This is a genomic window from Citrobacter sp. VF227, assembly GCF_052950715.1.
In genome coordinates, this window is sequence record NZ_JBRFVF010000001.1 from 1,407,339 (window position 1) to 1,434,264 (window position 26,926).

Sequence of the window (26,926 nt, forward strand, 5' to 3'; positions counted from 1 at the left end):
GTCAGGCTGGCTGTGCAAACTATGTCTATGACTCTGTTTTAAGGAATAGAAAATGCTCCATCCGCGAGCCAGAACGATGCTGTTACTATCAACTCCGGCGCTCATCATTGGCATAGCGTCCAGCCTGGTGTTGATCGTTGTGATGAAAGTGGCTTCTGTTTTACAGCTTTTTTTATGGGAGCGTTTGCCCGCTGGAATCGGAATCGCCCATGACTCTCCGCTGTGGATTATCGGAATGCTCACGCTGATCGGATTGATGGTTGGCGTTGTCATCCGCTACAGCCACGGCCATGCAGGTCCGGATCCGGCTTGTGAACCATTAATTGGTATGCCGGCCCCAACGTCAGCAATACCGGGTCTGCTGGCCGCGCTCATCCTTGGCCTCGCGGGTGGCGTCAGTCTGGGACCGGAACACCCCATCATGACGGTGAATATCGCACTGGCAGTGGCGCTCGGCAGCCGCATGTTTCCCCGCATTGCGAAACTGGACTGGACCATTCTCGCCTCTGCCGGCACCATCGGGGCGCTATTTGGCACCCCCGTTGCCGCCGCGCTGGTGTTTTCACAAACGCTGAATAGCTCGAACGATGTTCCCTTGTGGGATCGCCTGTTTGCGCCGTTAATGGCCGCGGCGGCGGGCTCGCTGACCACCAGCCTGTTTTTTCACCCTCATTTTTCACTGCCCATCGCGCACTACACGCAGATGCACTTGATCGACATTCTCAGCGGTGCGGTCGTGGCCGCCATCGCTATTGCTGCCGGAATGGTAGCCGTCTGGTGTCTGCCGCGTTTGCATCATGTAATGCATCGATTAAAGCACCCGGTGCTGATCCTTGGGGTTGGCGGCTTTATCCTCGGTATTTTGGGCGTTATCGGTGGGCCACTTACCTTATTTAAGGGGCTGGATGAAATGCAGCAAATGGCTTTTAGTCAGACGCTGGGCACATCGGATTATTTCATGCTCGCCATCATTAAGCTGGCGGCGTTGGTGGTGGCTGCTGCGAGTGGTTTTCGCGGCGGGCGAATTTTCCCGGCAGTGTTCGTTGGCGTCGCGCTGGGGCTGATGCTGCACGCCCACGTTGAAGCGGTACCGGCGGCTATCACGGTTTCCTGCGCGATTCTCGGGCTCGTGCTGGTCGTCACCCGTGACGCCTGGCTCAGCCTGTTTATGGCAGCAGTGGTCGTGCCAGACACGACCCTGCTACCGCTGCTGTGCATTGTCATGCTGCCCGCCTGGCTGCTGCTGGCGGGCAAGCCGATGATGATAGCCAGCCGTCCTGATCAATAGCTATCCCCCGTTACGCGTTTCCAGCGCACGGGTCACCGTGCGCAATAACTCAGGAAGATCGGCTTTCGGAAGCACCACCTCAATTAACGACAATCGTTGCGGGCGCCACAACCGGGCCAGCACTTCTTCCAGTTGTACAGCCTGCGTCACTCGCCAGCATTCCGCCTGACATTCACGACTAAACGCCTGCGGCACCTGCGTCCAGCTCCAGGCGGCGATATCGTTATAACGCTGAGTTGCCCCATGTATGGCCCGCTCCACGGTGTAACCATCATTATTAAGCAGCAAAATAACGGGAGACTGCCCATCTCTTAGCATAGAACCCAGTTCCTGAATGGTGAGCTGCGCCGCGCCGTCGCCAATAATCAGGACCACTCGGCGCTCCGGACAGGCGGTTTGCGCGCCGAATGCAGCCGGGAGCGCATAGCCGATCGATCCCCACAAAGGCTGAACGAGCACCTCCGCGCCGCCGGGTAGCGAGAGCGCAGCCGCGCCAAAGGCTGCGGTTCCCTGGTCAACAAGGATAATGTCATTAGGCGCCAGATACTGCTGCACCGTATGCCAGAAGTTTTCCTGCGTCAGAGGTCCCTTCTCAACCAGAGTGCGCGTAACTGGCGGACGTTCTGGCGGCAGTGAAAACGACATTTCCAGACACAGCTCCCGCAATGTGGTGACCGCCTGCTCCATCGGGATGTTAAACCAGCTGGTTCCAATCCGTGAGGCATGAGGCTGAACCTCAATGGTGCGCTCCTGCGGTAGCTGTTGCGTAAACCCGGCGGTCAGGGTGTCGACAAATTGTGTGCCGACACAAAATATCGTGTCGGCATCCTCGATAGCCAGACGAACATAATCGCTACTGGCACCAGCACTGTACGTGCCAACAAACGCCGGATGACGTTCATCGAACAGCCCTTTGCTCATCAACAGCGTGGCATGGGCCATCGGCGTCTCCGCCATCCAGCGTTGTAAAACCGGCTGCAGCCCAAAACGTAGCGCGAGAAAGTCCGCGAGCAGCGCGACACGCGGGCTGTCCAGCAATCGTTCACGGGCATGGTAGCGAAACGCCTCTGCCACGCTGCTTTCCGGTTCGCTCAAAGGAACAGTCAGAATGTCATCCGGCGGCGTCGCGGGCTGTTTTGCCACATCAGCAGGTAACATCAGATAGCCCGGTCTGCGTTCGATAAGCATTGTTCGCAGCACGCGGTCAATTTCATAGCAGGCGTTTTGTTCATCCAGTACCGCGCTCGCCGTCGTCACCGCCTGTTGCATACGATAAAAATGTTGAAAGTCACCATCACCCAGCGTGTGATGCATCAGCTCCCCGCGGCGCTGTGCGCCGCGACAGGGTGCCCCAACAATATGCAAAACAGGAACATATTCCGCATAACTTCCTGCGATACCGTTAATCGCACTTAACTCGCCCACGCCAAACGTGGTGAGCAGCGCCCCCACCCCAGACACCCGCGCATAGCCATCCGCAGCATAAGCCGCATTCAACTCATTCGCACACCCGACCCAACGTACGCTGGGATGTTCAATCACATGGTCAAGAAACTGCAAATTATAATCGCCAGGCACACCAAAGAGATGGCCGACGCCACAGCCTGCCAGTCTGTCCAGCAGGTAATCAGCAACGGAATACGGGGTTTGCATGACAGCTATCCTTCTGACGGTAACCTCATGTTGAGTATCGAAGAACTGGGTTAGCTGTCCAGGAAAGTCGCGGTGAAGGGGGTGGAAAGCAGGATGTACAGTTTTCACCCAAAATTTCATTGCGACACGCCTGGTGTAAACGTATACATTGATTCTCTTATGTTATCCGACAGGAGGCTACATGGCTTATCAGGCTGATGAAAATCGTTACCAGACAATGGAGTACCGCCGTTGCGGGCACAGCGGCCTTAAACTGCCGATTGTCTCGCTGGGTTTGTGGCACAATTTTGGTGATACCACGCAGATCGAGAATAGCCGGGCGTTGTTACAGCGCGCATTCGACCTTGGGATCAGCCATTTTGATCTGGCAAATAACTATGGTCCGCCGCCGGGTTCAGCGGAACGAAATTTTGGCCGCATCCTGCAGGAAGATTTTTTACCATGGCGAGATGAGCTAATCATCTCCACCAAAGCGGGCTACACCATGTGGGAAGGGCCTTACGGGGACTGGGGTTCACGCAAATACCTGATAGCCAGCCTCGACCAAAGCCTGAAGCGACTGGGACTGGAATATGTCGATATCTTTTACCACCATCGCCCCGACCCTGAAACGCCGCTCCGGGAAACCATGCGTGCGCTGGATCATATCGTTCGTCAGGGTAAAGCGTTGTACGTCGGGTTGTCTAATTACCCGGCAGACCTTGCCAGGCAGGCGATTGAAATACTCGACGATTTAGGTACGCCATGTCTTATCCATCAGCCCAAATACTCCATGTTTGAACGTTGGGTCGAAGATGGCCTGCTGTCGCTGTTGCAGGAAAAAGGCGTCGGCAGTATCGCCTTTTCACCGCTGGCAGGCGGGCAGTTAACCGACCGCTACCTGAACGGTATTCCTGCTGATTCTCGTGCGGCAAGCGGCAGTCGTTTCCTGAACCCGGATCAGATTACGCCAGAGAAACTGGAGAAGGTGCGGGCGCTGAATGTGATTGCAGAGCGACGCGGACAAAAGCTTTCTCAGATGGCGCTCGCGTGGGTGCTACGGGATGACAACGTCACATCTGTGCTGATTGGTGCCAGTAAACCGGCGCAAATTGAAGATGCTGTCGGTATGCTGGCCAATCGTCACTTTACGCCCGAAGAGTGCACGGAGATTGATGCCATCCTGAGTTGATTGAAATAAAGACACATTTATTAACAAAAAGTGCTCTCACTTACGATTTAGGAGTTAAGCCGATGAAACGGGGCTTTACTGCCCCGTAATATTGTATTAACAGGCCGGCTACGGCTCGATCGTGAAGGAGAGAAAACATGTTCAGGTCACTGATTCTGGCGGCAGTCTTATTGGCTTTTACACCGCTGGCCGCGAACGCTGGCGAAATCACCCTGCTGCCATCGATCAAATTACAAATTGGCGATCGCGATAATTATGGTAACTACTGGGATGGCGGACGCTGGCGCGACCGGGATTACTGGCACCATAACTATGAGTGGCGCAAAAATCGCTGGTGGCGTCATGACAATGGCTATCATCGCGGTTGGGATAAACGCAAAGCTTATGAGCGCGGCTATCGTGAAGGCTGGAACGATCGCGATGACCATCGTGGGCGTGGACGCGGTCACGGGCACCGACATTAATGTAACAAAAGGGCCTGCAAGCCCTTTTGTTTTTACAAACCGAGCGCGGTTCCCACCAGCAGCCAGATATTGAGTGCCACCACCAGTACCACAATCACCCAGCCCAGCTGTTTCACCCACCGGCGGTTAACTAAATCGCCCATCAGTTGACTGTCGCTGGTAAAGATCAACAGTGGCACCAGCGCCAGCGCAATACCGAAACTGAGCAATACCTGGCTCATTACCAGAATACGCGTCGGATCCAATCCCATCAGAATCACAATAAATGATGGCATCATGGTAACAGTCCGGCGAACCCATAACGGAATGTGAAAGCGGATAAACCCTTGCATCACCACCTGCCCCGCCAGCGTACCGACCACAGTGGAAGAGAGCCCTGCGGCCACCAGACTTAAACCGAACACCGTCGCCGCAGCGTGACTTAACAGCGGTTCAAGGGTCAGATACGCCTGATCCAGGTCGGCAATACCGGTATGTCCACTAAAGTGAAACGCGGCTGCAGCCGTCGCCATCATCGCCAGGTTGACAAATCCAGCAATCGTCATGGCGATGGCCACATCCCATTTTGTGGCTGCATAGCGCTGTTGTCGCGTTCCACCGTGCAGATGCTGGGTTAAGGAAGAGTGCAGATAAATAACGTGCGGCATAATTGTCGCGCCCAGCACGCCAGCGGCGAGGAATACCGCCTCAGAATTAGGCAGACTGGGAATAATCATCCCTTTACTAAGCTGCGCAAAGTTCGGTTGGGAAAAAACCAGCTCCACAATATAAGCAGCAGCCACAAACAGCAGCAGGCCGCCAATCACTTTTTCCAGCGGCTTCTGTCCGCGACGCTGCAGCATCAGAATTAAGAACGTCGCGATACCGGTGAGCACGGCCCCTTGCAATAACGAAACGCCGAGGATCAGCTTGAAGCCAATTGCCGCGCCAATAAATTCAGCAAGGTCTGTCGCCATGGCGATAATTTCAGCCTGCACCCAGTAGAACCACACCACCGGGCGGGGATAGTGATCGCGAATTTGCTCCGCCAGGTTTTTACCCGTGGCAATACCCAGTTTTGCCGACAGCACCTGAATCAGCATCGCCATCAGGTTTGCCCATACCACTACCCACAGCAGTTTATAACCAAAGCTGGCCCCAGCCTGGATATTGGTAGCAAAGTTACCTGGATCGATATAGCCGATCGCCGCGATGAACGCAGGTCCCATTAATGCGAGCTTCAACTTGCGCGTAGCCCGTCCACTGCTACTCTCAACGCGATCGTTAGTCATTTTTAATGCCTCAGAAACATAGCCTTTGCTATATTTCAAGCTACGCCTATTGAGAATGATTATCAAATTCATTTTAATGGGTGAAGTTGATTTCTCTGATAGTGTTGGTCTATGGATCGATAAGGATTCTGGAAAAAACGGCAAGATGTTTAATTATTGTTATAGATTAGCACAATGACATAACTTTTCACTTAGATACCAAGCATAACGGAAGTGTATCACCGATCACTAATTTTGAATCTCGTCACAGGTCCTTACTATAGTGTGTGTTTGATCTCGTTTTCTTTATGGTTGTTACATAGAATGTGCACGAAAACTAAACCTGCCTCATATTTGGAGCAAATATGGACCGCGTCCTTCATTTTGTATTGGCATTGGCCGTTGTTGCGATCCTTGCGCTGCTGGTAAGCAGTGACCGTAAAAAGATTCGCATTCGTTATGTTATTCAACTGCTTGTTATTGAAGTGTTACTGGCGTGGTTCTTCCTGAACTCCAACGTCGGCCTGGGCTTCGTAAAAGGCTTCTCCGAAATGTTCGAAAAACTGCTCGGTTTTGCCAACGAGGGGACGAACTTCGTCTTCGGTAGCATGAATGATCAAGGCCTGGCATTCTTCTTCCTGAAAGTACTGTGCCCTATCGTCTTTATCTCCGCCCTGATCGGTATCCTTCAGCATATCCGTGTGCTGCCGGTTATCATCCGCGCAATTGGTTACCTGCTTTCCAAAGTGAACGGTATGGGCAAGCTGGAATCCTTCAACGCCGTCAGCTCTCTGATCCTGGGTCAGTCTGAGAACTTTATCGCCTATAAAGATATTCTCGGCAAAATGTCTCGCAACCGTATGTACACCATGGCTGCAACGGCGATGTCTACCGTTTCCATGTCTATCGTCGGCGCGTACATGACCATGCTGGAGCCGAAGTACGTTGTTGCGGCGCTGGTACTGAACATGTTCAGCACCTTTATCGTGTTGTCGCTGATCAACCCTTACCGTGTTGATGCCAGCGAAGAAAACATCCAGATGTCTAACCTGCACGAAGGTCAGAGCTTCTTCGAAATGCTGGGTGAATACATTCTGGCGGGTTTCAAAGTGGCAATTATCGTTGCGGCGATGCTGATTGGTTTCATCGCGCTGATCGCTGCCCTGAACGCCCTGTTTGCCACCGTAACCGGCTGGTTTGGCTACAGCATCTCCTTCCAGGGCATCCTGGGTTACATCTTCTATCCGGTTGCATGGGTAATGGGTGTGCCGTCCAGCGAAGCGCTGCAGGTAGGTAGTATCATGGCGACAAAACTGGTTTCTAACGAATTCGTTGCAATGATGGATCTGCAGAAAATCGCCGCTACGCTCTCTCCACGCGCTGAAGGCATCATCTCTGTGTTCCTGGTTTCCTTCGCTAACTTCTCTTCTATCGGTATTATCGCCGGTGCGATTAAAGGTCTGAACGAAGAGCAAGGTAACGTGGTTTCCCGCTTTGGTCTGAAGCTGGTATACGGTTCTACGCTGGTGAGCGTACTGTCTGCATCTATCGCAGCACTGGTGCTGTAAGCGTAAGACAACGTCGTAGTGATAAGGCCGGGGAATTTCCCCGGCTTTTTTATGCCTGCTATTCAGCAAACCGGAGATACCAGGTAAAAACCGACAGGATACAGAAACAAAAAACCCCCGCTTTTCAGCGAGGGTTTAAATTTTGGTGGAGCTAAGCGGGATCGAACCGCTGACCTCTTGCATGCCATGCAAGCGCTCTCCCAGCTGAGCTATAGCCCCACGATGCTTTTACGTATATGCCAAATTTATTGGGATAAAATTTGGTGGAGCTAAGCGGGATCGAACCGCTGACCTCTTGCATGCCATGCAAGCGCTCTCCCAGCTGAGCTATAGCCCCATTACGTAAAGCTTGTCGAGTTGACGGGCGGCATCATATGAATTCCCTTCGCGTGTGTCAACGGCAAAATTAACTCATAGAATTCAATCGCTGAAAAAGCAGTCAAATGAAGAACATTGCGTAACAACTCGCATTCAGTAGTTAAACGCGTCACGGTTTCTACTAAAATGGTGCTATAAAATGAGCCACTAATTAACCCCACGACTATTCAGGGAATCGTTATGTTCAAGGAACGGATGACGCCAGAAGAGCTAGCTAATCTGACCGGATACAGCCGACAAACCATCAATAAATGGGTGCGCAAGGAAGGCTGGGCTACATCACCTAAACCTGGCGTTCAGGGCGGTAAAGCCCGACTGGTTCACGTCACCGAACAAGTTCGCGAATACATTCGCAGCGCTGAGCGTTCAGCCGAAGGCTTATCAGACAATTTATCGTTATCCGGTGATACCTCTATTGAGGCGCTACTGATTAGGCTCGCCAAAGAAATGACGCCGTCAGAACAGAAAATGTTTACGTCACTGATCCTGCGTGAAGGCATTACGGGTTTACTACAACGCTTAGGGATCCGCGAAAACAAATAATATGAAAAATTTACGCAGCAAAATGACGACCGAAGAACTGGCTGAATGTCTCGGGGTTGCCAAACAAACCGTCAATCGCTGGATCAGAGAACAAAACTGGACCACCGAAAAGTTTCCCGGCGTTAAAGGTGGTCGTGCAAGACTGATTCATATCGACTCCAACGTCCGCACGTTTCTGCTCAATATTCCGGCTTTTCGCAAAGTACCTGACGTTTATCAGGCTGAAGAACCGCTGGCAGAATACACTCACGTTATGCGTAGTCACGCCTGTCGGCAGATAATCAGCGCACTGGACAACATGTCGCCAACGGAACAAGAAAAGTTATGGCAGTTTATCTCACGTGAGGGTATTCGCAATTTTCTTGCCCGATTAGGGATTGATGAGTCTGAATAACAGGCAAAAAAAACGGCAGGATGCGCTCCTGCCGTTGTGTTTCATCGTTCAGTCGGTCTTACTGCTGGCTTTCACGCTCAGCAATAAACGCCAGCGCTTTATTAATGCGCTCAATACTGCGGGATTTACCAATCGCATGCACCGTGACGTCTAACGCCGGGGACTGACCCGCACCGGTAACGGCTACGCGCAGCGGCATCCCGACTTTACCCATCCCCACTTCCAGCTCATCAGCGGTTGCCTGAATCGCGTGGTGCACGTTTTCTGCCGTCCAATCGCTAATCGCAGCCAGCTTGTCGCGAACCACTTCCAGCGGCTGACGCGCTACCGGACGCAGGTGCTTCTTCGCAGCATCAGCATCAAACTCAGCAAAGTCTTCGTAGAAATAGCGGCAACTCTGTGCCATCTCTTTCAGCGTTTTGCAGCGCTCACCGAGCAGTTTAACCAGCTCTGACAGCTGCGGCCCCACGCGAGTATCAATATTTTCCTGCTCAATGTGCCATTGTAGATGTGTCGCCACATATTCTGGCGCCAGCGCATTAATATAGTGATGGTTCAACCACTGCAGTTTTTCGGTATTGAACGCGCTCGCAGATTTGCTCACCGCCCCCAGGGAGAACAGTTTGATCATCTCTTCACGGGTGAAGATTTCCTGATCGCCGCTGGACCAGCCCAGACGCACCAGATAGTTCAGCAGCGCTTCCGGCAGATAACCGTCGTCGCGATACTGCATGACGCTGACTGCACCGTGACGTTTGGATAGTTTTTTACCGTCGTCGCCGTTAATCATCGACACGTGTGCGTAAACCGGCACCGGTGCGTTCAGCGCTTTCAGGATGTTAATCTGACGCGGGGTGTTGTTGATATGGTCTTCACCACGAATAACGTGGGTGATTTCCATATCCCAGTCGTCAACCACCACGCAGAAGTTGTAGGTCGGGGAACCGTCGGTACGGCGGATGATCAGATCGTCCAGCTCCTGGTTGCTGAATTCGATCGGCCCACGGATCTGGTCGTCAAAAATAACGGAACCATCCTGCGGGTTGGCAAAACGCACCACGCAAGGCTCATCCGCGTCGTGATGTTCATGCCCATGACGGCAGCGGCCGTCGTAACGCGGTTTCTCGCCATTCGCCATCTGTTCTTCACGCAGCGCGTCCAGGCGTTCTTTGGAGCAGTAGCATTTATACGCGGTACCCGCTTCCAGCATCTCATCAATAACCGCGTTGTAACGATCAAAACGTTTGGTCTGGAAGTATGGGCCTTCATCCCATTCCAGATTCAGCCAGTTCATGCCATCCATAATGGCTTCAATAGCTTCCGGAGTGGAGCGTTCGAGATCGGTGTCTTCAATACGCAGCACAAACTCACCGCCATGGTTGCGTGCAAAAAGCCAGGAATAAAGAGCAGTACGCGCACCGCCGACGTGCAGGTAGCCTGTCGGGCTTGGCGCGAAGCGAGTTTTGATTTTCATGAAATGGCCTTACGTTTATAAAGATGCCGACAACCGGCAAATCCAGGGAAGATTATCAGGCTCGTATTCTATCACCGTGGTCTGATTCCTCAATGTTGTTCAGGTTGGAACATCACGCTTTGCCATTTTCGTATACAAATCATGCGACATGGATTGTTTTGCGATCGTTTTGTTTAAATTTACGACGAACGAACAATTTCTTTAGAAAATGCGTTGACTCATTTTCAACTCTCCCTATAATGCGACTCCACACAGCGGGGGTGATTAGCTCAGCTGGGAGAGCACCTCCCTTACAAGGAGGGGGTCGGCGGTTCGAACCCGTCATCACCCACCAACTACTTTATGTAGTCTCCGCCGTGTAGAGTAAGAAATTGAGAAGTGGGTGATTAGCTCAGCTGGGAGAGCACCTCCCTTACAAGGAGGGGGTCGGCGGTTCGATCCCGTCATCACCCACCACTTTCTCGCCAGCTGGATTTCTTACGATAAAATTGAAGTACCGAAGTGGGTGATTAGCTCAGCTGGGAGAGCACCTCCCTTACAAGGAGGGGGTCGGCGGTTCGATCCCGTCATCACCCACCACTTCGGGTCGTTAGCTCAGTTGGTAGAGCAGTTGACTTTTAATCAATTGGTCGCAGGTTCGAATCCTGCACGACCCACCAATGTAAAAAGGCGCCCTAAAGGCGCCTTTTTGCTATCTGCGATTTTTAAGATTCGAACCTGCAGCAGGTTCGGTGTTGAGCGCAGCGAAACAACGGAGCCGTTTACGGTGACGGCCCGAAGGGCGAGCAAGCGAGTCATCCTGCACTGCTTACCCGACCAAAGCATCAATCAACTTCGTTAACGCTGGCGTGGCCTGATGCTGTTCATAGACAATATACAAATCAGCCGGAATACGTTCCTCTAATGGCCGGAATACCACGCCAGGCCAGCTCATTTGTGCATAACCATCAGCCATTAACGTAATCCCGACTCCCATACTGATCATTGCCAGCACTGTCTGGGGCTCAACAACCTCACGAATAATCATTGGCGAGAAGCCCGCCTGCTGACATACACGTTGCAAAAATCCCCAATCGGAATGTACGGACGGCAGCGTGACAAAATATTCGTTGCGCAGCGCCGCCAGAGGAACAGAATCCCTGGAGGCCAGAATGTGATCTTCCGGTACTGCAACCATGAATGAAGATTCATGCAGACGTAAGCTGGTAAAACCAACCGTTGGTTCAATTGCCATACGCCATATCCCTGCATCGAGCTCCCGACGCTCTAATAACGCCATTTGCATACCTGGCGATTTTTCGCGAAACAGTACTTCAACATTGGGATTTGCTTTCAAAAAATAGTGCATTGCGGGACGCATTCTTCCCCACAGTGCCGTACCAACCACACCCAATTCAATACGCCCCGCTTCGCCGCGACCAATCTGCTCCACTCTCGCCATAGCCTGATTTACATTGGCTAACAAACGACGCGACTCCTCCATCAGAATTTTGCCGGCATGAGTTAACGCAACGCTGCGAGAATGGCGAATAAATAACAAGGTACCAAGTTGCTGTTCAAGTTCTTTGATATGAATACTCAGAGGGGGTTGTGACATATTTAACCGGGCAGCAGCCCGGCCAAAATGCAACTCTTCTGCAACAGCGAGAAAATAACGCAATAACTTCAGATCGATTCGGTGAGCTCGTTCCATCACTGTTACACTCCAGGAATAAGGGATAACGTCTGGAATCTACCACATTGCTTAGTAAAAAATAGATTTAACGACAAGATACCCAATATACATAAACACAATAGATAAAACCCCGGGTAAAACATTTGGTGCAGGAATAGGTATTCGGCATAAAGTAAATAATGCCCCAATGCCAAACCCAATGCCTGAGGATAGAATGATTTCTTTCACGTGAAATCCTTGTTTGTGAAATGAGCTGGCGAGCATCCCCTCGCCAGTTAAATAATTTTAATGAGCCAATGATTTAGTCGACAATTTTTCTGGATGATGTTGATATTTAAAGAACAACGCAAAAACAATTGCCAGTGCCAAAGCATAAGCAGCAAACACCAACCAGATAGTTTGCCAATCCTTGACGCCATCGACAGAAAAATAGTCCACCGCCATCCCGCTCAGGATTGAACCCACCCACGCGCCAATGCCATTTACCATCGTCATAAACAGCCCCTGGGCGCTGGCGCGAATCCTTGAATCAACTTCCTGCTCGACAAATACCGAGCCGGAGATGTTGAAGAAATCAAACGCACAACCGTAAACGATCATCGACATTAGCAGCAGCACAAAGCCAAACGGAGACGGATCGCCAAAGGCAAAGAAGCCAAAGCGCAGCGTCCACGCCAGCATACTCATCAGCATCACTGTTTTAATGCCAAAGCGTTTCAGGAAGAATGGAATAGTGAGGATAAAACCCACTTCCGCCATCTGCGAAACTGACAGCAAAATGGAGGGATATTTCACCACAAAGCTGTTGGCAAACTCAGGGTTACGGGCAAAATCATGCAGGAACGGATTGCCAAAGACGTTGGTGATTTGCAGCACCGCCCCCAGCATCATGGCAAACAAAAAGAAAATTGCCATGCGCGGATTTTTAAACAGCACAAACGCATCCAGCCCCAGTTTACTGGCAAGCGTGGCGGACGCTTTTTTCTCCGCAACCGGTATTTTTGGCAACGTCAGCGCATACAGAGCCAGCAGCAGCGATGCGCCTGAAGCGATATACAGCTGCGCGCTGCTCAGCTCCAGTCCCATTAAGCTGACCGTCCACATCGCAACAATAAAACCTATCGTGCCAAACACACGAATTGGTGGGAACGCAGTGACCGGATCCTGACCCGATTGTGCAAGGCATGAATATGAGACGCTGTTCGATAGCGCAATTGTCGGCATATACGCCATCGCATTAACCAACATTACCCAGAACATGGTCTGTGGATCGGTAACGGTTGTGGCGTACAGCAACACGCCAGCACACACCAGGTGGCACAGCATATAAGCGCGCTCGGCACGCAGCCACTTATCGGCGATGATCCCCATAATTCCCGGCATAATAATCGCGGCAAGCCCTTTCGAGCTGTAGACCATACCCACATTCGCGCCGGTAAAATCCAGGGTGTTAATCATGTAAGAACCCAGGGTAACCAGCCAGCTACCCCAGATAAAATATTGCAAAAACGACATGATTTTTAAGCGGGACGTAATACCCATTTTTTATTCCTTGCCGTGAGGTAAGGCTCCCAAAAGGAGCCTTTGTTATTGTGTGTTTAGGCTAATTTGCGTAAAAATCCGCAAATCAGATTAATAAAGTTCTGACGGGACAGCTCAGCCGCAGCCAGCGTCTGAGCATGGGACAGTTTTACATCTCCTAACCCTTCCGCCAGATTGGTGATCGCAGAGACGGCAACGACCTTGAGACCACAATGACGTGCGGTAATAACTTCCGGCACCACTGACATTCCGACCACATCGCCGCCAATAATCTGCATCATGCGTATTTCTGCCGCAGTTTCGAAGTTCGGACCCGGATAAGAAACAAATACGCCTTGGGTGAGGGGGAATCCCTCCTCTGCCGCAACGACCTGAAGAATGGCGCGGTAATCTGCATCGTAAGCATTTGCCAGCGAGAAAAAGCGATCGCCAAAACGCTCATCATTCGCTCCAACCATCGGCGTACCCGGCATAGTGTTAATGTGATCGCACAACGCCACCAGACTTCCTGGGCCAACTTCAGGACGCAGTGATCCTGCCGCATTTGTACAGAACAATACTTCACAACCCAGCAATTTCAGGGTGCGAATGGCGTCAGTCATAACCGTCATGCCCCGACCTTCGTAAAAATGCCCACGCCCTTTCATACAAGCAACAGGAACACCCGCCAGATGACCGAGTACCAGTTCTCCAGCATGACCGTGAACGGTACTCACAGGAAAACCGGGAAGTTTTTCATAGGAGATGGCGACCGCATTCTCAATTTGCTCCGCCAGCGCACCCAGGCCAGAACCCAAAATAAACGCGATTCGCGGGGTAAATTCCGGTGCATATGCACGAATAATATCAACACAATACTCAGGATTATGAGAAAAAAGAGCGTGAGACATAAGTATCCTTGTTCTATCGGTTTAAATTTGACTCCTTTTTATAACGACCTTCGACCTGTGCTGACCAATACACTTTTCACGTGCTATCAATAGTCATTTGATATCGATGGATTTAGATCGCTTCTGTATTAATAAAGAGGCAAAACAGTATTGGTAGTTATCTACTCTTTATCTTAACAATATGCTGTTTATATTTTTATAAATCACTTTTTTAATTAACCTGTTAATAACTATTGGCATAGGGAAATATGCTATGAAAAAATTCTTTACTCTGACACTCTCATCTTTACTCATTATTCCCGCACTATCCCATGCGGAATATAAAAGTGGATTTGCCGATATCGGCCTGCATTATCTCGACTGGACATCAGAGACTACAGAAAAAACCAGTAAAAAATCACACAAAGATGACTTTGGGTATCTGGAGCTTGAAGGCGGAGCGAACTTTAGCTGGGGAGAAATGTACGGCTTCTTCGATTGGGAGAATTTCTACAATGGCCGTCACGCTAAACCCGGCAGCGAACAGCGTTACACTTTCAAAAATACCAACCGTATCTATCTTGGTGATACAGGGTTAAACCTCTATCTCCATGCTTACGGAACTTATGGTTCGCCGAATCGTGCTAACTTCCATGATGATATGTTTCTCTATGGGTTAGGTTATAATTTCACAGGCAATGGGTATTGGTTTAAGCCCTTCTTTGCCAAACGTTATACCTATCAGACATATTATACTGGGGATAATGGTTATGTAATAGGCTGGGTGGCCGGATATAGCTTCTCGCTCGGCAGCGAGAAATTCAGCGTAACGAACTGGAACGAATACGAATTTGACCGCAATGAAACCTACGCGGCAGGTAATGGCGGTAAGGACGGAATCAACGGCGCAGTCGCTTTCTGGTGGAATGCGACGCCGCATCTTACCGCAGGTATTCAGTATCGTTACGCAGATAATAAACTGGGAGAATCATTCCTGCAGGATGGTATTATTTATTCTCTTAAATACTTGTTCTAACACATTAACCCAGTCGGACAGATAATTAAATCTGATACAGCGGATCGCGGGCACGACCGGCGGTTAATGCACTGGCCTGCATACGCACCACATCCCACAGCGCCTGAGCCGCGGTTGATAAAGAGCGGTTTTTACGTCGAGCCAGCATCAGCTGCCGTTCAACAACCGGCGTCAGGCGCTTAACCTGCAGATGACTCCCCTGCGGTAAGGGGAGCGCCAGCGCGGGCAGCACGCTGATGCCAATCCCCGCTTCAACCATTGGGAACAGCGTGGCGGGATGACCAATCTCCTGAACAATATTGGCATCAATGGAGAAATGGGCCAGCGCCGCATCGATCAGCGGTCGACTGCCGGAAGCGTAATCCTGTAACACCAGACGTTCGTGGTACAAATCCTGCCAGTTTACCCACTCACGTTGGGCCAACGGATGATCCTGGCGACACAGCAGCAGGAACGGTTCGGACAGTACGGCTTCACATTGCAGATCGGTCACTGCCCCGGGATCAATCACAATACCAAAATCTACTTCTCCCTGGCGAATACTCTCCAGTACCCACTGCTGTGGCCGGTCATGCAGCACAAAATCGATTGCCGGATAAAGCTGATTGCTCTGGGCAATACACTGCGGAATAAGGTGAGCAGAGATTGTCTGGCTGGCGGCAACCCGTACTGTACCGGTTAACTGCGTTCCCACCTGACCGGCTTCGCGCAGCGTGCTGTGCAGCTCATCCAGAATACGTTCCAGCCGCGTCGCCAGCTGGTGTCCGGCTTCCGTCAGCACCACTTCCCGCGTTGTTCTGTCCAATAAGCGCACCCCCGTCTGAGCTTCAAGCTCTTTAACGCTATGGCTGACCGCCGACTGGCTTAAGCCAATAATATCCCCCGCCCGGCTAAAACTTTTGGCCTGGGCGACGGTGACAAAGATACGCAACTGACGCAGAGAGTAATTCATCTATTCGATTCATATATGGATGCAATAAATCAATTTTATTTCTCAAACGGAAAAACGCAAAATGTTGCTACCGAATTTCAGGAGTCTTTATGAAACTTTTTCGTATTCTTGATCCGTTCACGATAACGCTGATTACCGTCGTTTTGCTGGCGTCGTTTTTCCCGGCCGAAGGTGGCTTTGTGCCTTTCTTTGAAGGCTTGACCACCGCCGCCATTGCCCTGCTGTTTTTTATGCACGGGGCCAAGCTCTCTCGTGAGGCAATTATTGCCGGCGGTAGCCACTGGCGCTTGCATCTGTGGGTAATGTGCAGCACGTTTGTTGTTTTCCCGGTGCTGGGCGTTCTGTTCGCCTGGTGGGCCCCCGTCAACGTTGATCCGATGCTGTACACCGGATTCCTGTATCTGTGTATTTTGCCAGCCACGGTGCAATCGGCTATCGCCTTTACCTCAATGGCAGGTGGTAACGTTGCCGCCGCCGTGTGTTCAGCTTCGGCCTCCAGCTTACTGGGTATTTTTCTTTCGCCACTGCTGGTAGGCCTGGTCATGAATATGCATGGCGCAGAAGGCAGCCTGGAACAGGTAGGGAAAATCATGCTGCAGCTGCTGCTGCCGTTCGTGCTGGGTCATCTCTCGCGACCGTGGATTGGCAACTGGGTGTCACAGCATAAAAAATGGATTGCAAAAACGGATCAATCTTCCATTTTACTGGTGGTTTACTCCGCCTTCAGTGAAGCCGTGGTTAATGGGATCTGGCACAAAGTGGGGGTAGGTTCACTGCTGTTTATCGTGGTTGTCAGCATCATATTGCTGGCCATCGTGATTGCTATCAACGTCTTTGTTGCGCGCAAATGCGGTTTCAGCAAAGCCGATGAAATCACGATTGTATTCTGTGGATCGAAGAAAAGTCTGGCGAATGGGATCCCCATGGCAAACATCCTGTTCCCGACGTCGGTGATCGGTATGATGGTATTGCCATTGATGATTTTCCACCAAATTCAGCTGATGGTGTGCGCCGTGCTGGCGCGTCGCTACAAACAACAGACGGACGCGCTGCAGGCGCAGCAGAAGAGCCGCGCCGCGAAGGCCTAAAGTGGGCGTTTCAGGGGCTGAACCAGCTGCGTCAGCCCCTCAGTTTTAATCAGCAGCGTGATTTGCATCAGCTCCCCAAGTTTGCCCGGCGGAAATTCATCCTTGCGGGCAAACCACAGCAGATACTCTTCCGGGACATCAATCAGCCGACGCCCTTTATATTTGCCAAAGGGCATGACGGTATTGGCGATCTCTACCAGCTGCTCTTTTTCCATCTCAAGCACCCAGCAAGCGGATCATTTCAGCTTCGTCGATCACTGCAATGCCCAACTCCTGCGCTTTTGCCAGCTTCGAACCCGCCGCTTCCCCAGCAATCACTAGATCGGTTTTCTTCGACACGCTCCCCGCCACTTTTGCGCCCAGCTCGGTGAGTCGAGCTTTGGCATCATCGCGCGACATAAGGCTCAGGCTCCCGGTCAGCACAATCGTTTTGCCTGCGAACGGGCTGTCGATTTCTTCAGCGTTGATAACCACCGGCGCAGGCCAGTGGATCCCTTGCGCCAGAAGTTGCACTATCACCTCACGGTTGCTTTCTTCGGCGAAGAAATTAAACACGTGCGTCGCTACCACGATGCCGACATCTGGCACTTTTTGCAGCTCTTCAATAGAGGCCGCTTCCAACGCCTCAAGCGTGCCGAAATATGCCGCCAGACCTGCAGCTGTAGCTTCGCCGACTTCACGAATACCCAGCGCATAGAGGAAACGAGCAAATGTGGTCTCTTTCGCTTTTTCCAGCGCATTCACTACGTTTTGCGCCGACTTCGGCCCCATTCGATCAAGACCGGTCAGCTTACCGGCGGTCAACGTGAAGAGATCCGCAGGCGTGTGGACATACTCTTTCTCAACCAGTTGATCGATAATTTTGTCGCCCATGCCGTCAACGTCCAACGCCCGGCGAGAAACGAAGTGTTTCAACGATTCCTTACGCTGCGCCCCGCAGATTAAACCTCCGGTACAACGAGTAACTGCTTCGCCTTCCACCCGTTCAACATCAGAGTGACAAACCGGACAATGGGTTGGAAACTCGATTTCGCGCGTATCTTCCGGACGCTCGGAAAGTACGACATTCACCACCTGCGGGATGACATCGCCCGCACGGCGAATAACGACTTTGTCGCCAATACGCAAACCCAGCCGTTCTATTTCGTCAGCGTTATGCAACGTTGCGTTACTGACCAGCACCCCGGCCACCTGCACTGGCTCAAGGCGGGCAACGGGCGTAATTGCCCCTGTACGTCCAACCTGAAACTCAACATCGCGGACAAAGGTCATCTGCTCCTGAGCCGGAAACTTAAAGGCCACCGCCCAGCGCGGCGCGCGGGCAACAAAACCCAGTTGTTCCTGCAAGGCCATGGAGTTGACTTTGATCACCACGCCGTCAATATCGAATCCCAGCGTCGGTCGGTCTTCTTCAACATTATGATAGTAAGCAAGTACTTCCTCCGGAGAGTCGCAAAGCGCCACTCTGTCGCTCACCGGCAGTCCCCACGCTTTAAATTGCAGCAGACGACCCAGATGGGTATCAGGCAGCTCACCGCCTTCCAGTACGCCAACGCCATAGCAGAAGAAAGTAAGCGGTCGCTTCGCTGTAATACGTGGATCGAGCTGACGCAATGACCCAGCCGCCGCGTTACGTGGGTTAGCAAACACTTTGTTACCAGTGCGGCGGGCTTCGTCGTTAATTTTTTCAAATCCGGCCTGCGGCAGGAACACCTCACCGCGCACTTCCAGACGTGTCGGAATGTTATCGCCGTGCAGTTTTAACGGGATCGCGCGGATGGTACGCACGTTTGAGGTGATGTCTTCCCCGGTGGTGCCATCGCCGCGCGTTGCGGCGCTAACTAGTACACCGTTTTCGTAGAGAATACTCACCGCCAGCCCGTCAAGCTTCAGCTCACAGCACCAGGTCAGCTTATCCGTACGCTTTAGCCGATCCTGTACGCGTTTGTTGAAGGCGAGAAAACTCTCTTCATCAAATACGTTATCCAGCGACAGCATGGGCACTTCATGGCGAATCTGGCTGAACGCCGTTAACGGAGCGGCACCAACGCGTTGTGTTGGCGAGTCGGGTGTAATAAGGTCCGGATGCTGCGCTTCCAGCTCGCGGAGTTCGCGCAGCAGACGATCGTATTCCGCATCGGGAATTTCCGGCGCGTCCATCACATGGTAGAGATACTCATGATGGCGAAGCGTGGTTCGCAGTTCAGTCAGTTGTTGTTCGATTGATTCCATATCGCACCATCAATGATAAAAAACCCCCGACAGGCGGGGGTTTAGCAAGGAGATGTCACGCCAGAGGAAAATCAGGCGCGAGATTCTTTAACTTCGCGGATGCGGTCCTGATACTCGCGCAGTTTCTGCGGCGTCATCATGCGACGTTGATCGTCGAGCACCACACCGCCAACTTCATCGGCAATGTGCTGTGCTGACTGCAGCATCAGCTTAAAGTTTTGCAGCTCGTCCCCATAGGACGGAACCTGCATAAAAATAGTTACGCCAGGAGTACTGAAGTCGCCTGTCATTTCGGGGTCAAATGTCCCCGGGTTAACCATATTAGCAAGGCTAAACAGCGACGGACCGCTGCCATCCGGGCTCAAATGACGATGAAAAATATTCATATCGCCAAATTTAAAACCGGCCTGCTGAATGCTATTGAGCAGCACTTCTCCGTTGAGTTCGCTGCCATGATGAGCCGCAACGTTCATAATGATGACCGTCTCTTTAGGCTGCGGTTTTTCAGCAACAGGCGCTTCTTCAACGACCGGCTCAGGCTGCGGCTGATGTTCAACGACAGGCTCTGCTGGCTGGAAGGTCTGCGGCGCTGGCTGCACGGACTGCTGGACCTGAGGCGCAACGGGCTGATGCTGCATCGGCTGCTGGACAGGTTGCTGCGGAACAGGCTGATGTTGCACCGGCTGCTGCGGTTGCACAGGCTGCGGCTGTTGAACATGCGGCGGCGGTACCGGCGCTTGCGCAGGCTGCTGCGCGGGTTGACGCGGCTGAGCAGACGCATAAGGCGGCTGGTACTGGTGTTGCGGCGACTGAGGAGGAACACCATGTTCCTGCGCATTACCGGGAGCATGATTCACACGATGAACGCGAACTTCGCCCACGCCTTCGTCTTCCTCGACGTTGTCGTCGAACGAATCCTCGTCTTCACGTTTAGACTTCATGCGTTTCAGTGGGCGATCGCGGAATATAGAAGACCGCTCTTTACGGCTAGTCCAAAAACCATGTACCAGTAAAGCGATTATGGCGATCGCGCCAACAATGATTAATATCAGACGCAAATCCTGCATCATTATATTCTCTGTTGTTCTAACACCTTGCCACCACGGCAAACATTTACTCACTAAGAGTATTTGTCGATTACGCCAAGTGCAAGTGTACTCTTGGCTTTCACAGCATAAAGATGAACAAAATTGTGCTTTTTGCTGTTTTTTCGAACATTTCCGAACAGCTTAACGCTCAACAACCCGGTAAGATACGCAAAGTTTACCAGAGCTTTTATAACAAGGAGTATGTCCTGACCATGGTTTCATCATCTGCAGTTGTACCTCGCAGCGGCCTTTATTACTTTTCCCAGGGATGGAAGCTCATCACCCAACCGGGTATTCGTCGTTTTGTTATTCTGCCTTTACTGGTGAATATCCTGCTGATGGGCGGCGCATTCTGGTGGTTATTTACTCAACTCGGTAGCTGGATCCCCGCGCTGATGAGCCACGTCCCTGACTGGCTACAGTGGCTCAGCTATTTACTGTGGCCGATTGTAACCCTCTCCGTACTGTTGGTGTTCGGTTACCTGTTCTCCACCCTTGCCAACTGGATTGCTGCGCCGTTTAACGGCCTGCTGGCGGAACAGCTGGAAGCGCGCTTGACGGGCGCAACGCCTCCCGATACAGGCGTTCTCGGCATCATGAAAGACCTTCCGCGCATTATGAAACGTGAATGGCAAAAGCTGGCATGGTATCTCCCGCGCGCTTTCGTGTTGCTGATCCTCTATTTTATTCCGGGCATTGGGCAGACCGTCGCCCCGGTACTATGGTTCCTGTTCAGCGCATGGATGCTGGCTATTCAATACTGCGATTATCCATTTGATAACCACAAAGTTCCTTTTAAGGAAATGCGCGTCGCGCTGCGCACGCGTAAGGTGACCAATATGCAGTTTGGTGCGTTGACCAGCCTATTCACCATGATTCCGGTACTCAATCTGTTCATCATGCCGGTGGCAGTTTGTGGTGCCACGGCGATGTGGGTAGACTGCTATCGTGATAAGCATGCGTTATGGAAGTAATGCAAAAATGTGTAAAAGCGGGCTGGCTTATGCCCGCTCTTATTCCATACTGCAAAGCATTATTTCTCATCAGCATATAGATATGCGAATTCCTTACTTCCCCATACATTCTCAACAGGTATGCTGAAGCGGTATCCCAATTTCATACAGTTAAGGACAGGCCATGAGTAAGATTTTTGAAGATAACTCGCTGACTATCGGTCATACGCCGCTGGTTCGACTGAACCGTATCGGTAACGGACGCATTCTGGCGAAGGTGGAATCACGTAACCCCAGCTTTAGCGTCAAATGCCGTATCGGTGCCAATATGATTTGGGATGCCGAAAAACGTGGTGTACTGAAACCTGGCGTTGAACTGGTAGAGCCAACCAGCGGCAACACAGGGATAGCACTGGCCTACGTTGCTGCCGCCCGTGGCTACAAACTGACCTTGACCATGCCGGAAACAATGAGCATTGAGCGCCGCAAGCTGTTGAAGGCTTTGGGTGCGAATCTGGTCCTGACTGAAGGCGCAAAAGGGATGAAGGGCGCAATCCAGAAAGCTGAAGAAATTGTCGCCAGCGATCCGGAAAAATTCCTGCTGCTGCAGCAGTTCAGCAACCCGGCGAACCCGGAAATCCACGAAAAAACCACCGGCCCGGAAATCTGGGAAGATACCGATGGTCAGGTTGATGTCTTTATTTCCGGTGTAGGTACCGGTGGTACGCTGACTGGCGTAAGCCGTTACATTAAAGGCACCAAAGGTAAAACGGATCTGATCACCGTCGCGGTAGAGCCGACCGACTCCCCGGTTATCGCCCAGGCGCTGGCGGGTGAGGAGCTGAAACCGGGTCCACATAAAATCCAGGGAATTGGCGCGGGCTTCATTCCAGGCAACCTCGATCTGAAGCTTATCGATAAAGTCGTCGCCATCACCAATGATGAGGCAATCTCTACTGCGCGTCGCCTGATGGAAGAAGAAGGTATTTTGGCGGGCATCTCTTCTGGTGCAGCCGTTGCTGCCGCGCTTAAGCTGCAGGAAGATGAAACCTTTACCAATAAGAATATAGTGGTTATTCTACCGTCATCGGGTGAGCGTTATCTGAGCACTGCACTGTTTGCCGATCTCTTCACAGAGAAAGAACTGCAACAGTAATGCCAGCATGTTAAAAACGCGTAAAAAAGCACCCTTTTGGGTGCTTTTTTGTGGTCTGCTTCAAAGTTTCAACTCGCCTGGCATTGATTCAACCCTCCAGAACTGGTATTTAACCAAGCTAATTATTTTGATGCGCGAAATTAATCGTTACAGGAAAAGCGCTAGCTGAATCGATTTTATGATTTGGTTCAACTCTTCCTTTCGCGGCATAATGTTTAATGACGAACGAAACGTCAGCGGCAAGAAGTTGCCAGCAACGGATTGCACCGAACTCCTTTTGTGTCGCGTCCAGTTTACGCCGATGCTAACAATACAGGCTAAAGTTGAACCGCCAGGCTAGACTTTAGTTCCACAACACTAAACCTATAAGTTGGGGAAATATAATGTTCCAGCAAGAAGTTACCATTACCGCTCCGAACGGTCTGCATACTCGCCCTGCTGCTCAGTTTGTTAAAGAAGCAAAAGGCTTTACTTCTGATATTACTGTGACTTCCAACGGCAAAAGCGCTAGCGCCAAAAGCCTGTTTAAACTGCAGACTCTGGGCCTGACTCAGGGTACCGTTGTTACCCTGTCCGCAGAAGGTGAAGACGAGCAGAAAGCAGTTGAGCATCTGGTTAAACTGATGGCTGAACTCGAGTAAGTTCAACGAGTTCTTTTAAATATCAGTCACAAGTAAGGTAGGGTTATGATTTCAGGCATTTTAGCATCCCCGGGTATCGCTTTCGGTAAAGCATTGCTGCTGAAAGAAGACGAGATCGTCATTGACCGGAAAAAAATTTCTGCCGACAAGGTTGATCAGGAAGTTGAACGTTTTCTGAGCGGTCGTGCCAAGGCATCTGCGCAACTGGAAGCGATCAAAACCAAAGCTGGTGAAACGTTCGGTGAAGAAAAAGAAGCCATCTTTGAAGGGCATATCATGCTGCTCGAAGATGAGGAGCTGGAGCAGGAAATCATAGCCCTGATTAAAGATAAGCACATGACGGCTGATGCAGCTGCGCATGAAGTTATCGAAGGACAGGCCACTGCCCTGGAAGAGCTGGATGATGAATACCTGAAAGAACGTGCGGCCGACGTACGTGACATCGGTAAACGCCTGCTGCGTAACATTCTGGGTCTGGCAATTATCGACCTCAGCGCTATTCAGGAAGAAGTCATCCTGGTAGCCGCAGACCTGACCCCGTCAGAAACCGCACAGCTGAACCTGAACAAGGTGCTGGGTTTCATTACTGACGCGGGTGGACGGACTTCCCATACCTCTATCATGGCGCGTTCTCTGGAACTGCCTGCCATCGTCGGTACGGGTAGCGTCACCTCTCAGGTTAAAAACGACGACTATCTGATTCTGGATGCCGTAAACAACCAGGTTTACGTCAATCCGACCAACGACGTTATTGAACAACTGCGCGCCGTTCAGGAGCAGGTTGCGACCGAGAAAGCGGAACTCGCTAAGCTGAAAGATCTCCCCGCTATCACGCTGGACGGACATCAGGTTGAAGTCTGCGCCAACATCGGTACCGTTCGTGACGTTGAAGGCGCTGAGCGTAATGGCGCCGAAGGTGTGGGTCTGTACCGCACCGAATTCCTGTTCATGGACCGTGAATCGCTGCCGACTGAAGAAGAACAGTTTGCTGCGTATAAAGCCGTAGCTGAAGCCTGTGGCTCTCAGGCAGTCATCGTCCGTACCATGGACATCGGCGGTGATAAAGAGCTGCCGTATATGAACTTCCCGAAAGAAGAGAACCCGTTCCTGGGCTGGCGTGCCGTACGTATCGCCATGGATCGTAAAGAGATCCTGCGTGACCAGGTTCGCGCTATCTTGCGCGCCTCTGCTTTCGGCAAACTGCGCATCATGTTCCCTATGATCATCTCTGTTGAAGAAGTGCGCGCACTGCGCAAAGAGATCGAAATCTACAAACAGGAACTGCGCGACGAAGGTAAAGCATTTGACGAAAGCATTGAGATTGGCGTGATGGTGGAAACACCGGCTGCGGCAACAATTGCACGTCATTTAGCCAAAGAAGTTGATTTCTTTAGTATCGGCACCAATGATTTAACGCAGTACACCCTGGCAGTTGACCGTGGTAATGATATGATTTCACACCTTTACCAACCGATGTCGCCATCTGTGCTGACGCTGATCAAGCAAGTTATTGATGCTTCTCATGCTGAAGGCAAATGGACTGGCATGTGTGGTGAGCTTGCAGGCGACGAACGTGCTACACTTCTGTTGCTGGGGATGGGTCTGGACGAATTCTCTATGAGCGCCATTTCTATCCCGCGCATTAAGAAGATTATCCGTAACACGAACTTCGAAGATGCGAAGGTGTTAGCAGAGCAGGCTCTTGCTCAACCGACAACGGACGAGTTAATGACGCTGGTTAACAAGTTCATTGAAGAAAAAACAATCTGCTAATCCACGAGATGCGGCCCAATTTACTGCTTAGGAGAAGATCATGGGTTTGTTCGATAAACTGAAATCTCTGGTTTCTGATGATAAGAAAGACACCGGAACTATTGAGATTGTTGCTCCGCTCTCTGGCGAGATCGTCAACATCGAAGACGTGCCGGATGTAGTTTTTGCTGAAAAAATCGTTGGTGATGGCATTGCTATCAAACCAACCGGTAACAAAATGGTTGCCCCTGTAGACGGCACCATCGGCAAAATCTTTGAAACCAACCACGCTTTCTCTATCGAATCCGACAGCGGCATTGAGCTGTTTGTTCACTTCGGTATTGATACCGTTGAACTGAAAGGCGAAGGCTTTAAGCGTATCGCTGAAGAAGGTCAGCGCGTGAAAGTGGGCGACCCGGTTATTGAATTCGATCTGCCGCTGCTGGAAGAAAAAGCCAAGTCTACCCTGACTCCGGTTGTTATCTCCAACATGGACGAAATCAAAGAACTGATCAAACTGTCCGGTAGCGTGACCGTGGGTGAAACTCCGGTTATCCGCATCAAGAAATAATTCTTGCCGCAGAGAAGAATGGCGCCGATTGGCGCCATTTTTTTATACACCTCATCCGCCATTAAATGTGCGCGGTCATCGGGCGATAATACGCCTCGCGCATCAGGATTTTCATCCCCTCCGGCCCGCTCTCCAGCACCCGTCGTTCCGAATCCGCCACCAACAGCTCACAGTCGTAACCACCCGCAATGCCAAACATGGCCCGCGCCACGCAGATATCTTCCAGCGCCGTTGTCCCACTGGTATCAAAATGTCCAACCATACGCCCATTCTGGCGAACCACCAGCCGGTAACTCTTCATCGCGCCTCCCCTGCCGGAGGCAGAATTAACTCATCACAACCGCACTGGTGCGTCCACGTCATCACGTCCAGCACACGCTGTGCAGCATCGTGCGTCGCAGTTGTCAGCCTTTTACCCAATACAATACCGCTCACCAGCTCAGCACAAAACAGATCGCCAGTCCCCTTCAGATCTGTTTTCACCCGCGGATGTGCGAGCACCTCAACCGTTTCAGCCGTTACCACCGCAACGTTGATAATCTCTTCGGTATTCCCCGGCGCACTGGTAATCACTACCCATTTCAGCGTTTCGGTAAGCAGAGATTGCGCCGCCGTTATGGCTTCATCAAGCGTACTACATGGTTTTCCACTCAGCATTTGCAGCTCAAACACATTCGGCGTCAACCCCTGAGCCAGCGGCAGCAGGTGCTGACGGTAGGCCTGCGGAATTTCGGCTTTTACGTACATGCCGCTGTCCGTATCGCCCATCACTGGGTCGACCAATATGCACAGTCCTGGATGCGTAATCTGTAACGTTTTCAGCCACTTTGCTAACAGAGCGATTTGCTTTGCGCTACCCATATAGCCCGTGGTCACCGCCTTCAGCTCGCGTAAGGCATCGCGCTCATTTAAGGCGCGGAGATACCCGCTAAACCAGTCGGGCGGAATAATACCGCCGTAAAAGGTTTCATAATGCGGGGTATTGCTGAACAGCACCGTTGGGACTGCCGTCACGCGTAATCCCTGCGCTTTAATGGCCGGAACGGCGATGCTGTTGCCTACGCTGCCATACACCACCTGTGACTGGACGGCGACGATATCGGTCTGTAGCGCCCGATGCTTGTCGTCGAAGAGCACTGACTGAATATCACTCCCCTGCTCCATAAATCTCTCCTCTCGCTGGACAGC

At 51.5% G+C, this 26,926-nt stretch carries 26 protein-coding genes and 6 tRNA genes; 17 read left to right on the forward strand and 15 right to left on the reverse strand.

The window, feature by feature from the left end:
- Positions 1-52 precede the first annotated feature (52 nt).
- Positions 53-1,288 (forward strand): ion channel protein, encoded by a 1,236-nt coding sequence (locus ACU8YC_RS06885; protein WP_286538889.1) that lies wholly within the window; start codon positions 53-55, stop codon positions 1,286-1,288.
- On the opposite strand, the gene ACU8YC_RS06890 is transcribed toward ACU8YC_RS06885, so the two are convergent.
- Positions 1,289-2,941 (reverse strand): alpha-keto acid decarboxylase family protein, encoded by a 1,653-nt coding sequence (locus tag ACU8YC_RS06890; protein ID WP_423390365.1) that lies wholly within the window; start codon positions 2,939-2,941, stop codon positions 1,289-1,291. It abuts the gene before it with no gap.
- 181 nt (positions 2,942-3,122) lie between these two features.
- On the opposite strand from ACU8YC_RS06890, the gene mgrA reads away from it, so the two are divergent.
- Both mgrA and ypeC read left to right on the forward strand, forming a co-directional pair.
- Positions 3,123-4,112, forward strand: coding sequence for an L-glyceraldehyde 3-phosphate reductase (gene mgrA / locus ACU8YC_RS06895; protein ID WP_252837811.1), 990 nt, complete (start codon positions 3,123-3,125; stop codon positions 4,110-4,112).
- 137 nt (positions 4,113-4,249) lie between these two features.
- Positions 4,250-4,576 (forward strand): DUF2502 domain-containing protein YpeC, encoded by a 327-nt coding sequence (ypeC, locus tag ACU8YC_RS06900; RefSeq protein WP_137384261.1) that lies wholly within the window; start codon positions 4,250-4,252, stop codon positions 4,574-4,576.
- Between the two features lie 32 nt (positions 4,577-4,608).
- Here ypeC and ACU8YC_RS06905 read toward each other — a convergent pair whose 3' ends face one another.
- Positions 4,609-5,919: an Nramp family divalent metal transporter gene (locus ACU8YC_RS06905; protein ID WP_255587896.1), complete on the reverse strand. Its 1,311-nt coding sequence runs from the start codon at positions 5,917-5,919 to the stop codon at positions 4,609-4,611.
- A gap of 272 nt (positions 5,920-6,191) precedes the next feature.
- On the opposite strand from ACU8YC_RS06905, the gene nupC reads away from it, so the two are divergent.
- The gene (gene nupC / locus ACU8YC_RS06910) at positions 6,192-7,394 is read left to right on the forward strand and encodes a nucleoside permease NupC (RefSeq protein WP_151217579.1); all 1,203 of its coding nucleotides are present in this window, start codon (positions 6,192-6,194) and stop codon (positions 7,392-7,394) included.
- Positions 7,395-7,537: 143 nt separating this feature from the next.
- On the opposite strand, the gene ACU8YC_RS06915 is transcribed toward nupC, so the two are convergent.
- Together ACU8YC_RS06915 and ACU8YC_RS06920 are read right to left on the reverse strand one after the other, a co-directional pair.
- Positions 7,538-7,613: transfer RNA gene (locus ACU8YC_RS06915), tRNA-Ala, on the reverse strand.
- Between the two features lie 42 nt (positions 7,614-7,655).
- Positions 7,656-7,731: transfer RNA gene (locus ACU8YC_RS06920), tRNA-Ala, on the reverse strand.
- 221 nt (positions 7,732-7,952) lie between these two features.
- Between ACU8YC_RS06920 and ACU8YC_RS06925 the strand changes: the two genes are divergently transcribed.
- Both ACU8YC_RS06925 and ACU8YC_RS06930 read left to right on the forward strand, forming a co-directional pair.
- Positions 7,953-8,315 (forward strand): YfeC-like transcriptional regulator, encoded by a 363-nt coding sequence (locus ACU8YC_RS06925; protein WP_006683575.1) that lies wholly within the window; start codon positions 7,953-7,955, stop codon positions 8,313-8,315.
- 1 nt (position 8,316) lies between these two features.
- Entirely contained in the window at positions 8,317-8,709 is a 393-nt protein-coding gene (locus ACU8YC_RS06930; RefSeq protein ID WP_151217581.1) for a MerR family transcriptional regulator, read from the forward strand.
- A 58-nt stretch (positions 8,710-8,767) separates the two neighbouring features.
- On the opposite strand, the gene gltX is transcribed toward ACU8YC_RS06930, so the two are convergent.
- A complete protein-coding gene (gltX, locus tag ACU8YC_RS06935) occupies positions 8,768-10,183 on the reverse strand; it encodes a glutamate--tRNA ligase (protein ID WP_151217583.1) in 1,416 nt (471 codons plus the stop codon).
- Positions 10,184-10,441: 258 nt separating this feature from the next.
- Here gltX and ACU8YC_RS06940 point away from each other — a divergent pair.
- From ACU8YC_RS06940 to ACU8YC_RS06955, 4 genes are all read left to right on the forward strand, one after another.
- Positions 10,442-10,517 (forward strand) — tRNA-Val (locus tag ACU8YC_RS06940).
- A 46-nt stretch (positions 10,518-10,563) separates the two neighbouring features.
- Positions 10,564-10,639: transfer RNA gene (locus tag ACU8YC_RS06945), tRNA-Val, on the forward strand.
- Between the two features lie 47 nt (positions 10,640-10,686).
- A tRNA-Val gene (locus tag ACU8YC_RS06950) sits at positions 10,687-10,762 on the forward strand.
- Between the two features lie 4 nt (positions 10,763-10,766).
- A tRNA-Lys gene (locus tag ACU8YC_RS06955) sits at positions 10,767-10,842 on the forward strand.
- A gap of 149 nt (positions 10,843-10,991) precedes the next feature.
- Here ACU8YC_RS06955 and ACU8YC_RS06960 read toward each other — a convergent pair.
- From ACU8YC_RS06960 to xapA, 4 genes are read right to left on the reverse strand one after another with little or no spacing between them, the layout of a single operon-like run.
- Positions 10,992-11,876 carry a LysR family transcriptional regulator gene (locus ACU8YC_RS06960; RefSeq protein ID WP_151224104.1) on the reverse strand — a complete coding sequence of 295 codons (885 nt, stop codon included), beginning with the start codon at positions 11,874-11,876 and terminating at the stop codon, positions 10,992-10,994.
- Between the two features lie 51 nt (positions 11,877-11,927).
- Positions 11,928-12,086, reverse strand: a complete 159-nt coding sequence (locus ACU8YC_RS06965; RefSeq protein WP_003847305.1) for a XapX domain-containing protein — start codon at positions 12,084-12,086, stop codon at positions 11,928-11,930.
- Between the two features lie 57 nt (positions 12,087-12,143).
- Entirely contained in the window at positions 12,144-13,400 is a 1,257-nt protein-coding gene (locus ACU8YC_RS06970; protein ID WP_151217586.1) for a nucleoside permease, read from the reverse strand.
- A 56-nt stretch (positions 13,401-13,456) separates the two neighbouring features.
- Entirely contained in the window at positions 13,457-14,290 is an 834-nt protein-coding gene (xapA, locus tag ACU8YC_RS06975) for a xanthosine phosphorylase (RefSeq protein ID WP_414438427.1), read from the reverse strand.
- A gap of 253 nt (positions 14,291-14,543) precedes the next feature.
- Between xapA and ACU8YC_RS06980 the strand changes: the two genes are divergently transcribed.
- Positions 14,544-15,305 (forward strand): nucleoside-specific channel-forming Tsx family protein, encoded by a 762-nt coding sequence (locus ACU8YC_RS06980; RefSeq protein ID WP_446895139.1) that lies wholly within the window; start codon positions 14,544-14,546, stop codon positions 15,303-15,305.
- A gap of 25 nt (positions 15,306-15,330) precedes the next feature.
- On the opposite strand, the gene ACU8YC_RS06985 is transcribed toward ACU8YC_RS06980, so the two are convergent.
- Positions 15,331-16,257, reverse strand: coding sequence for a LysR family transcriptional regulator (locus ACU8YC_RS06985; RefSeq protein ID WP_151217589.1), 927 nt, complete (start codon positions 16,255-16,257; stop codon positions 15,331-15,333).
- Positions 16,258-16,346: 89 nt separating this feature from the next.
- Between ACU8YC_RS06985 and ACU8YC_RS06990 the strand changes: the two genes are divergently transcribed.
- Positions 16,347-17,345 (forward strand): bile acid:sodium symporter family protein, encoded by a 999-nt coding sequence (locus ACU8YC_RS06990; RefSeq protein WP_187253519.1) that lies wholly within the window; start codon positions 16,347-16,349, stop codon positions 17,343-17,345.
- Here the strand turns inward: ACU8YC_RS06990 and ACU8YC_RS06995 are convergent.
- The 3 genes from ACU8YC_RS06995 to zipA all read right to left on the reverse strand — a co-directional run bounded on the left by ACU8YC_RS06995 (position 17,342) and on the right by zipA (position 20,647).
- Complete coding sequence (locus tag ACU8YC_RS06995) at positions 17,342-17,560, reverse strand: DUF3820 family protein (protein WP_003038102.1); 219 nt, start codon at positions 17,558-17,560, stop codon at positions 17,342-17,344. The genes ACU8YC_RS06990 and ACU8YC_RS06995 overlap by 4 nt on opposite strands.
- 1 nt (position 17,561) lies before the next feature.
- Complete coding sequence (gene ligA / locus ACU8YC_RS07000) at positions 17,562-19,577, reverse strand: NAD-dependent DNA ligase LigA (RefSeq protein ID WP_278238817.1); 2,016 nt, start codon at positions 19,575-19,577, stop codon at positions 17,562-17,564.
- A 71-nt stretch (positions 19,578-19,648) separates the two neighbouring features.
- Positions 19,649-20,647: a cell division protein ZipA gene (zipA, locus tag ACU8YC_RS07005; protein WP_151217595.1), complete on the reverse strand. Its 999-nt coding sequence runs from the start codon at positions 20,645-20,647 to the stop codon at positions 19,649-19,651.
- A 230-nt stretch (positions 20,648-20,877) separates the two neighbouring features.
- Here zipA and cysZ point away from each other — a divergent pair, with 230 nt between their 5' ends.
- From cysZ to crr, 5 genes are all read left to right on the forward strand, one after another.
- The gene (gene cysZ / locus ACU8YC_RS07010; RefSeq protein ID WP_187253521.1) at positions 20,878-21,639 is read left to right on the forward strand and encodes a sulfate transporter CysZ; all 762 of its coding nucleotides are present in this window, start codon (positions 20,878-20,880) and stop codon (positions 21,637-21,639) included.
- Positions 21,640-21,802: 163 nt separating this feature from the next.
- A complete protein-coding gene (cysK, locus tag ACU8YC_RS07015) occupies positions 21,803-22,774 on the forward strand; it encodes a cysteine synthase A (RefSeq protein ID WP_151217599.1) in 972 nt (323 codons plus the stop codon).
- A gap of 383 nt (positions 22,775-23,157) precedes the next feature.
- On the forward strand, positions 23,158-23,415 hold the full coding sequence (ptsH, locus tag ACU8YC_RS07020; protein ID WP_003038086.1) for a phosphocarrier protein Hpr: 258 nt from the start codon (positions 23,158-23,160) through the stop codon (positions 23,413-23,415).
- Between the two features lie 45 nt (positions 23,416-23,460).
- Positions 23,461-25,188: a phosphoenolpyruvate-protein phosphotransferase PtsI gene (gene ptsI, locus ACU8YC_RS07025; protein ID WP_003038080.1), complete on the forward strand. Its 1,728-nt coding sequence runs from the start codon at positions 23,461-23,463 to the stop codon at positions 25,186-25,188.
- A gap of 40 nt (positions 25,189-25,228) precedes the next feature.
- Positions 25,229-25,738, forward strand: coding sequence for a PTS glucose transporter subunit IIA (gene crr, locus ACU8YC_RS07030; RefSeq protein WP_000522253.1), 510 nt, complete (start codon positions 25,229-25,231; stop codon positions 25,736-25,738).
- A 61-nt stretch (positions 25,739-25,799) separates the two neighbouring features.
- On the opposite strand, the gene ACU8YC_RS07035 is transcribed toward crr, so the two are convergent.
- Positions 25,800-26,039, reverse strand: coding sequence for a cytoplasmic protein (locus ACU8YC_RS07035; RefSeq protein WP_187258631.1), 240 nt, complete (start codon positions 26,037-26,039; stop codon positions 25,800-25,802).
- Positions 26,036-26,902, reverse strand: coding sequence for a pyridoxine/pyridoxal/pyridoxamine kinase (gene pdxK / locus ACU8YC_RS07040; protein ID WP_446895140.1), 867 nt, complete (start codon positions 26,900-26,902; stop codon positions 26,036-26,038). The genes ACU8YC_RS07035 and pdxK overlap by 4 nt, the downstream gene beginning before the upstream one ends.
- Positions 26,903-26,926: the final 24 nt, after the last annotated feature.

Bases quoted from the DNA above. Each gene is read 5' to 3' on its own strand.
- ACU8YC_RS06885 (WP_286538889.1), top strand. From the start codon at position 53: ATGCTCCATCCGCGAGCCAGAACGATGCTGTTACTATCAACTCCGGCG.
- ACU8YC_RS06890 (WP_423390365.1), bottom strand. From the start codon at position 2,941: ATGCAAACCCCGTATTCCGTTGCTGATTACCTGCTGGACAGACTGGCA.
- mgrA (WP_252837811.1), top strand. From the start codon at position 3,123: ATGGCTTATCAGGCTGATGAAAATCGTTACCAGACAATGGAGTACCGC.
- ypeC (WP_137384261.1), top strand. From the start codon at position 4,250: ATGTTCAGGTCACTGATTCTGGCGGCAGTCTTATTGGCTTTTACACCG.
- ACU8YC_RS06905 (WP_255587896.1), bottom strand. From the start codon at position 5,919: ATGAATTTGATAATCATTCTCAATAGGCGTAGCTTGAAATATAGCAAA.
- nupC (WP_151217579.1), top strand. From the start codon at position 6,192: ATGGACCGCGTCCTTCATTTTGTATTGGCATTGGCCGTTGTTGCGATC.
- ACU8YC_RS06925 (WP_006683575.1), top strand. From the start codon at position 7,953: ATGTTCAAGGAACGGATGACGCCAGAAGAGCTAGCTAATCTGACCGGA.
- ACU8YC_RS06930 (WP_151217581.1), top strand. From the start codon at position 8,317: ATGAAAAATTTACGCAGCAAAATGACGACCGAAGAACTGGCTGAATGT.
- gltX (WP_151217583.1), bottom strand. From the start codon at position 10,183: ATGAAAATCAAAACTCGCTTCGCGCCAAGCCCGACAGGCTACCTGCAC.
- ACU8YC_RS06960 (WP_151224104.1), bottom strand. From the start codon at position 11,876: ATGGAACGAGCTCACCGAATCGATCTGAAGTTATTGCGTTATTTTCTC.
- ACU8YC_RS06970 (WP_151217586.1), bottom strand. From the start codon at position 13,400: ATGGGTATTACGTCCCGCTTAAAAATCATGTCGTTTTTGCAATATTTT.
- xapA (WP_414438427.1), bottom strand. From the start codon at position 14,290: ATGTCTCACGCTCTTTTTTCTCATAATCCTGAGTATTGTGTTGATATT.
- ACU8YC_RS06980 (WP_446895139.1), top strand. From the start codon at position 14,544: ATGAAAAAATTCTTTACTCTGACACTCTCATCTTTACTCATTATTCCC.
- ACU8YC_RS06985 (WP_151217589.1), bottom strand. From the start codon at position 16,257: ATGAATTACTCTCTGCGTCAGTTGCGTATCTTTGTCACCGTCGCCCAG.
- ACU8YC_RS06990 (WP_187253519.1), top strand. From the start codon at position 16,347: ATGAAACTTTTTCGTATTCTTGATCCGTTCACGATAACGCTGATTACC.
- ACU8YC_RS06995 (WP_003038102.1), bottom strand. From the start codon at position 17,560: ATGGAAAAAGAGCAGCTGGTAGAGATCGCCAATACCGTCATGCCCTTT.
- ligA (WP_278238817.1), bottom strand. From the start codon at position 19,577: ATGGAATCAATCGAACAACAACTGACTGAACTGCGAACCACGCTTCGC.
- zipA (WP_151217595.1), bottom strand. From the start codon at position 20,647: ATGATGCAGGATTTGCGTCTGATATTAATCATTGTTGGCGCGATCGCC.
- cysZ (WP_187253521.1), top strand. From the start codon at position 20,878: ATGGTTTCATCATCTGCAGTTGTACCTCGCAGCGGCCTTTATTACTTT.
- cysK (WP_151217599.1), top strand. From the start codon at position 21,803: ATGAGTAAGATTTTTGAAGATAACTCGCTGACTATCGGTCATACGCCG.
- ptsH (WP_003038086.1), top strand. From the start codon at position 23,158: ATGTTCCAGCAAGAAGTTACCATTACCGCTCCGAACGGTCTGCATACT.
- ptsI (WP_003038080.1), top strand. From the start codon at position 23,461: ATGATTTCAGGCATTTTAGCATCCCCGGGTATCGCTTTCGGTAAAGCA.
- crr (WP_000522253.1), top strand. From the start codon at position 25,229: ATGGGTTTGTTCGATAAACTGAAATCTCTGGTTTCTGATGATAAGAAA.
- ACU8YC_RS07035 (WP_187258631.1), bottom strand. From the start codon at position 26,039: ATGAAGAGTTACCGGCTGGTGGTTCGCCAGAATGGGCGTATGGTTGGA.
- pdxK (WP_446895140.1), bottom strand. From the start codon at position 26,902: ATGGAGCAGGGGAGTGATATTCAGTCAGTGCTCTTCGACGACAAGCAT.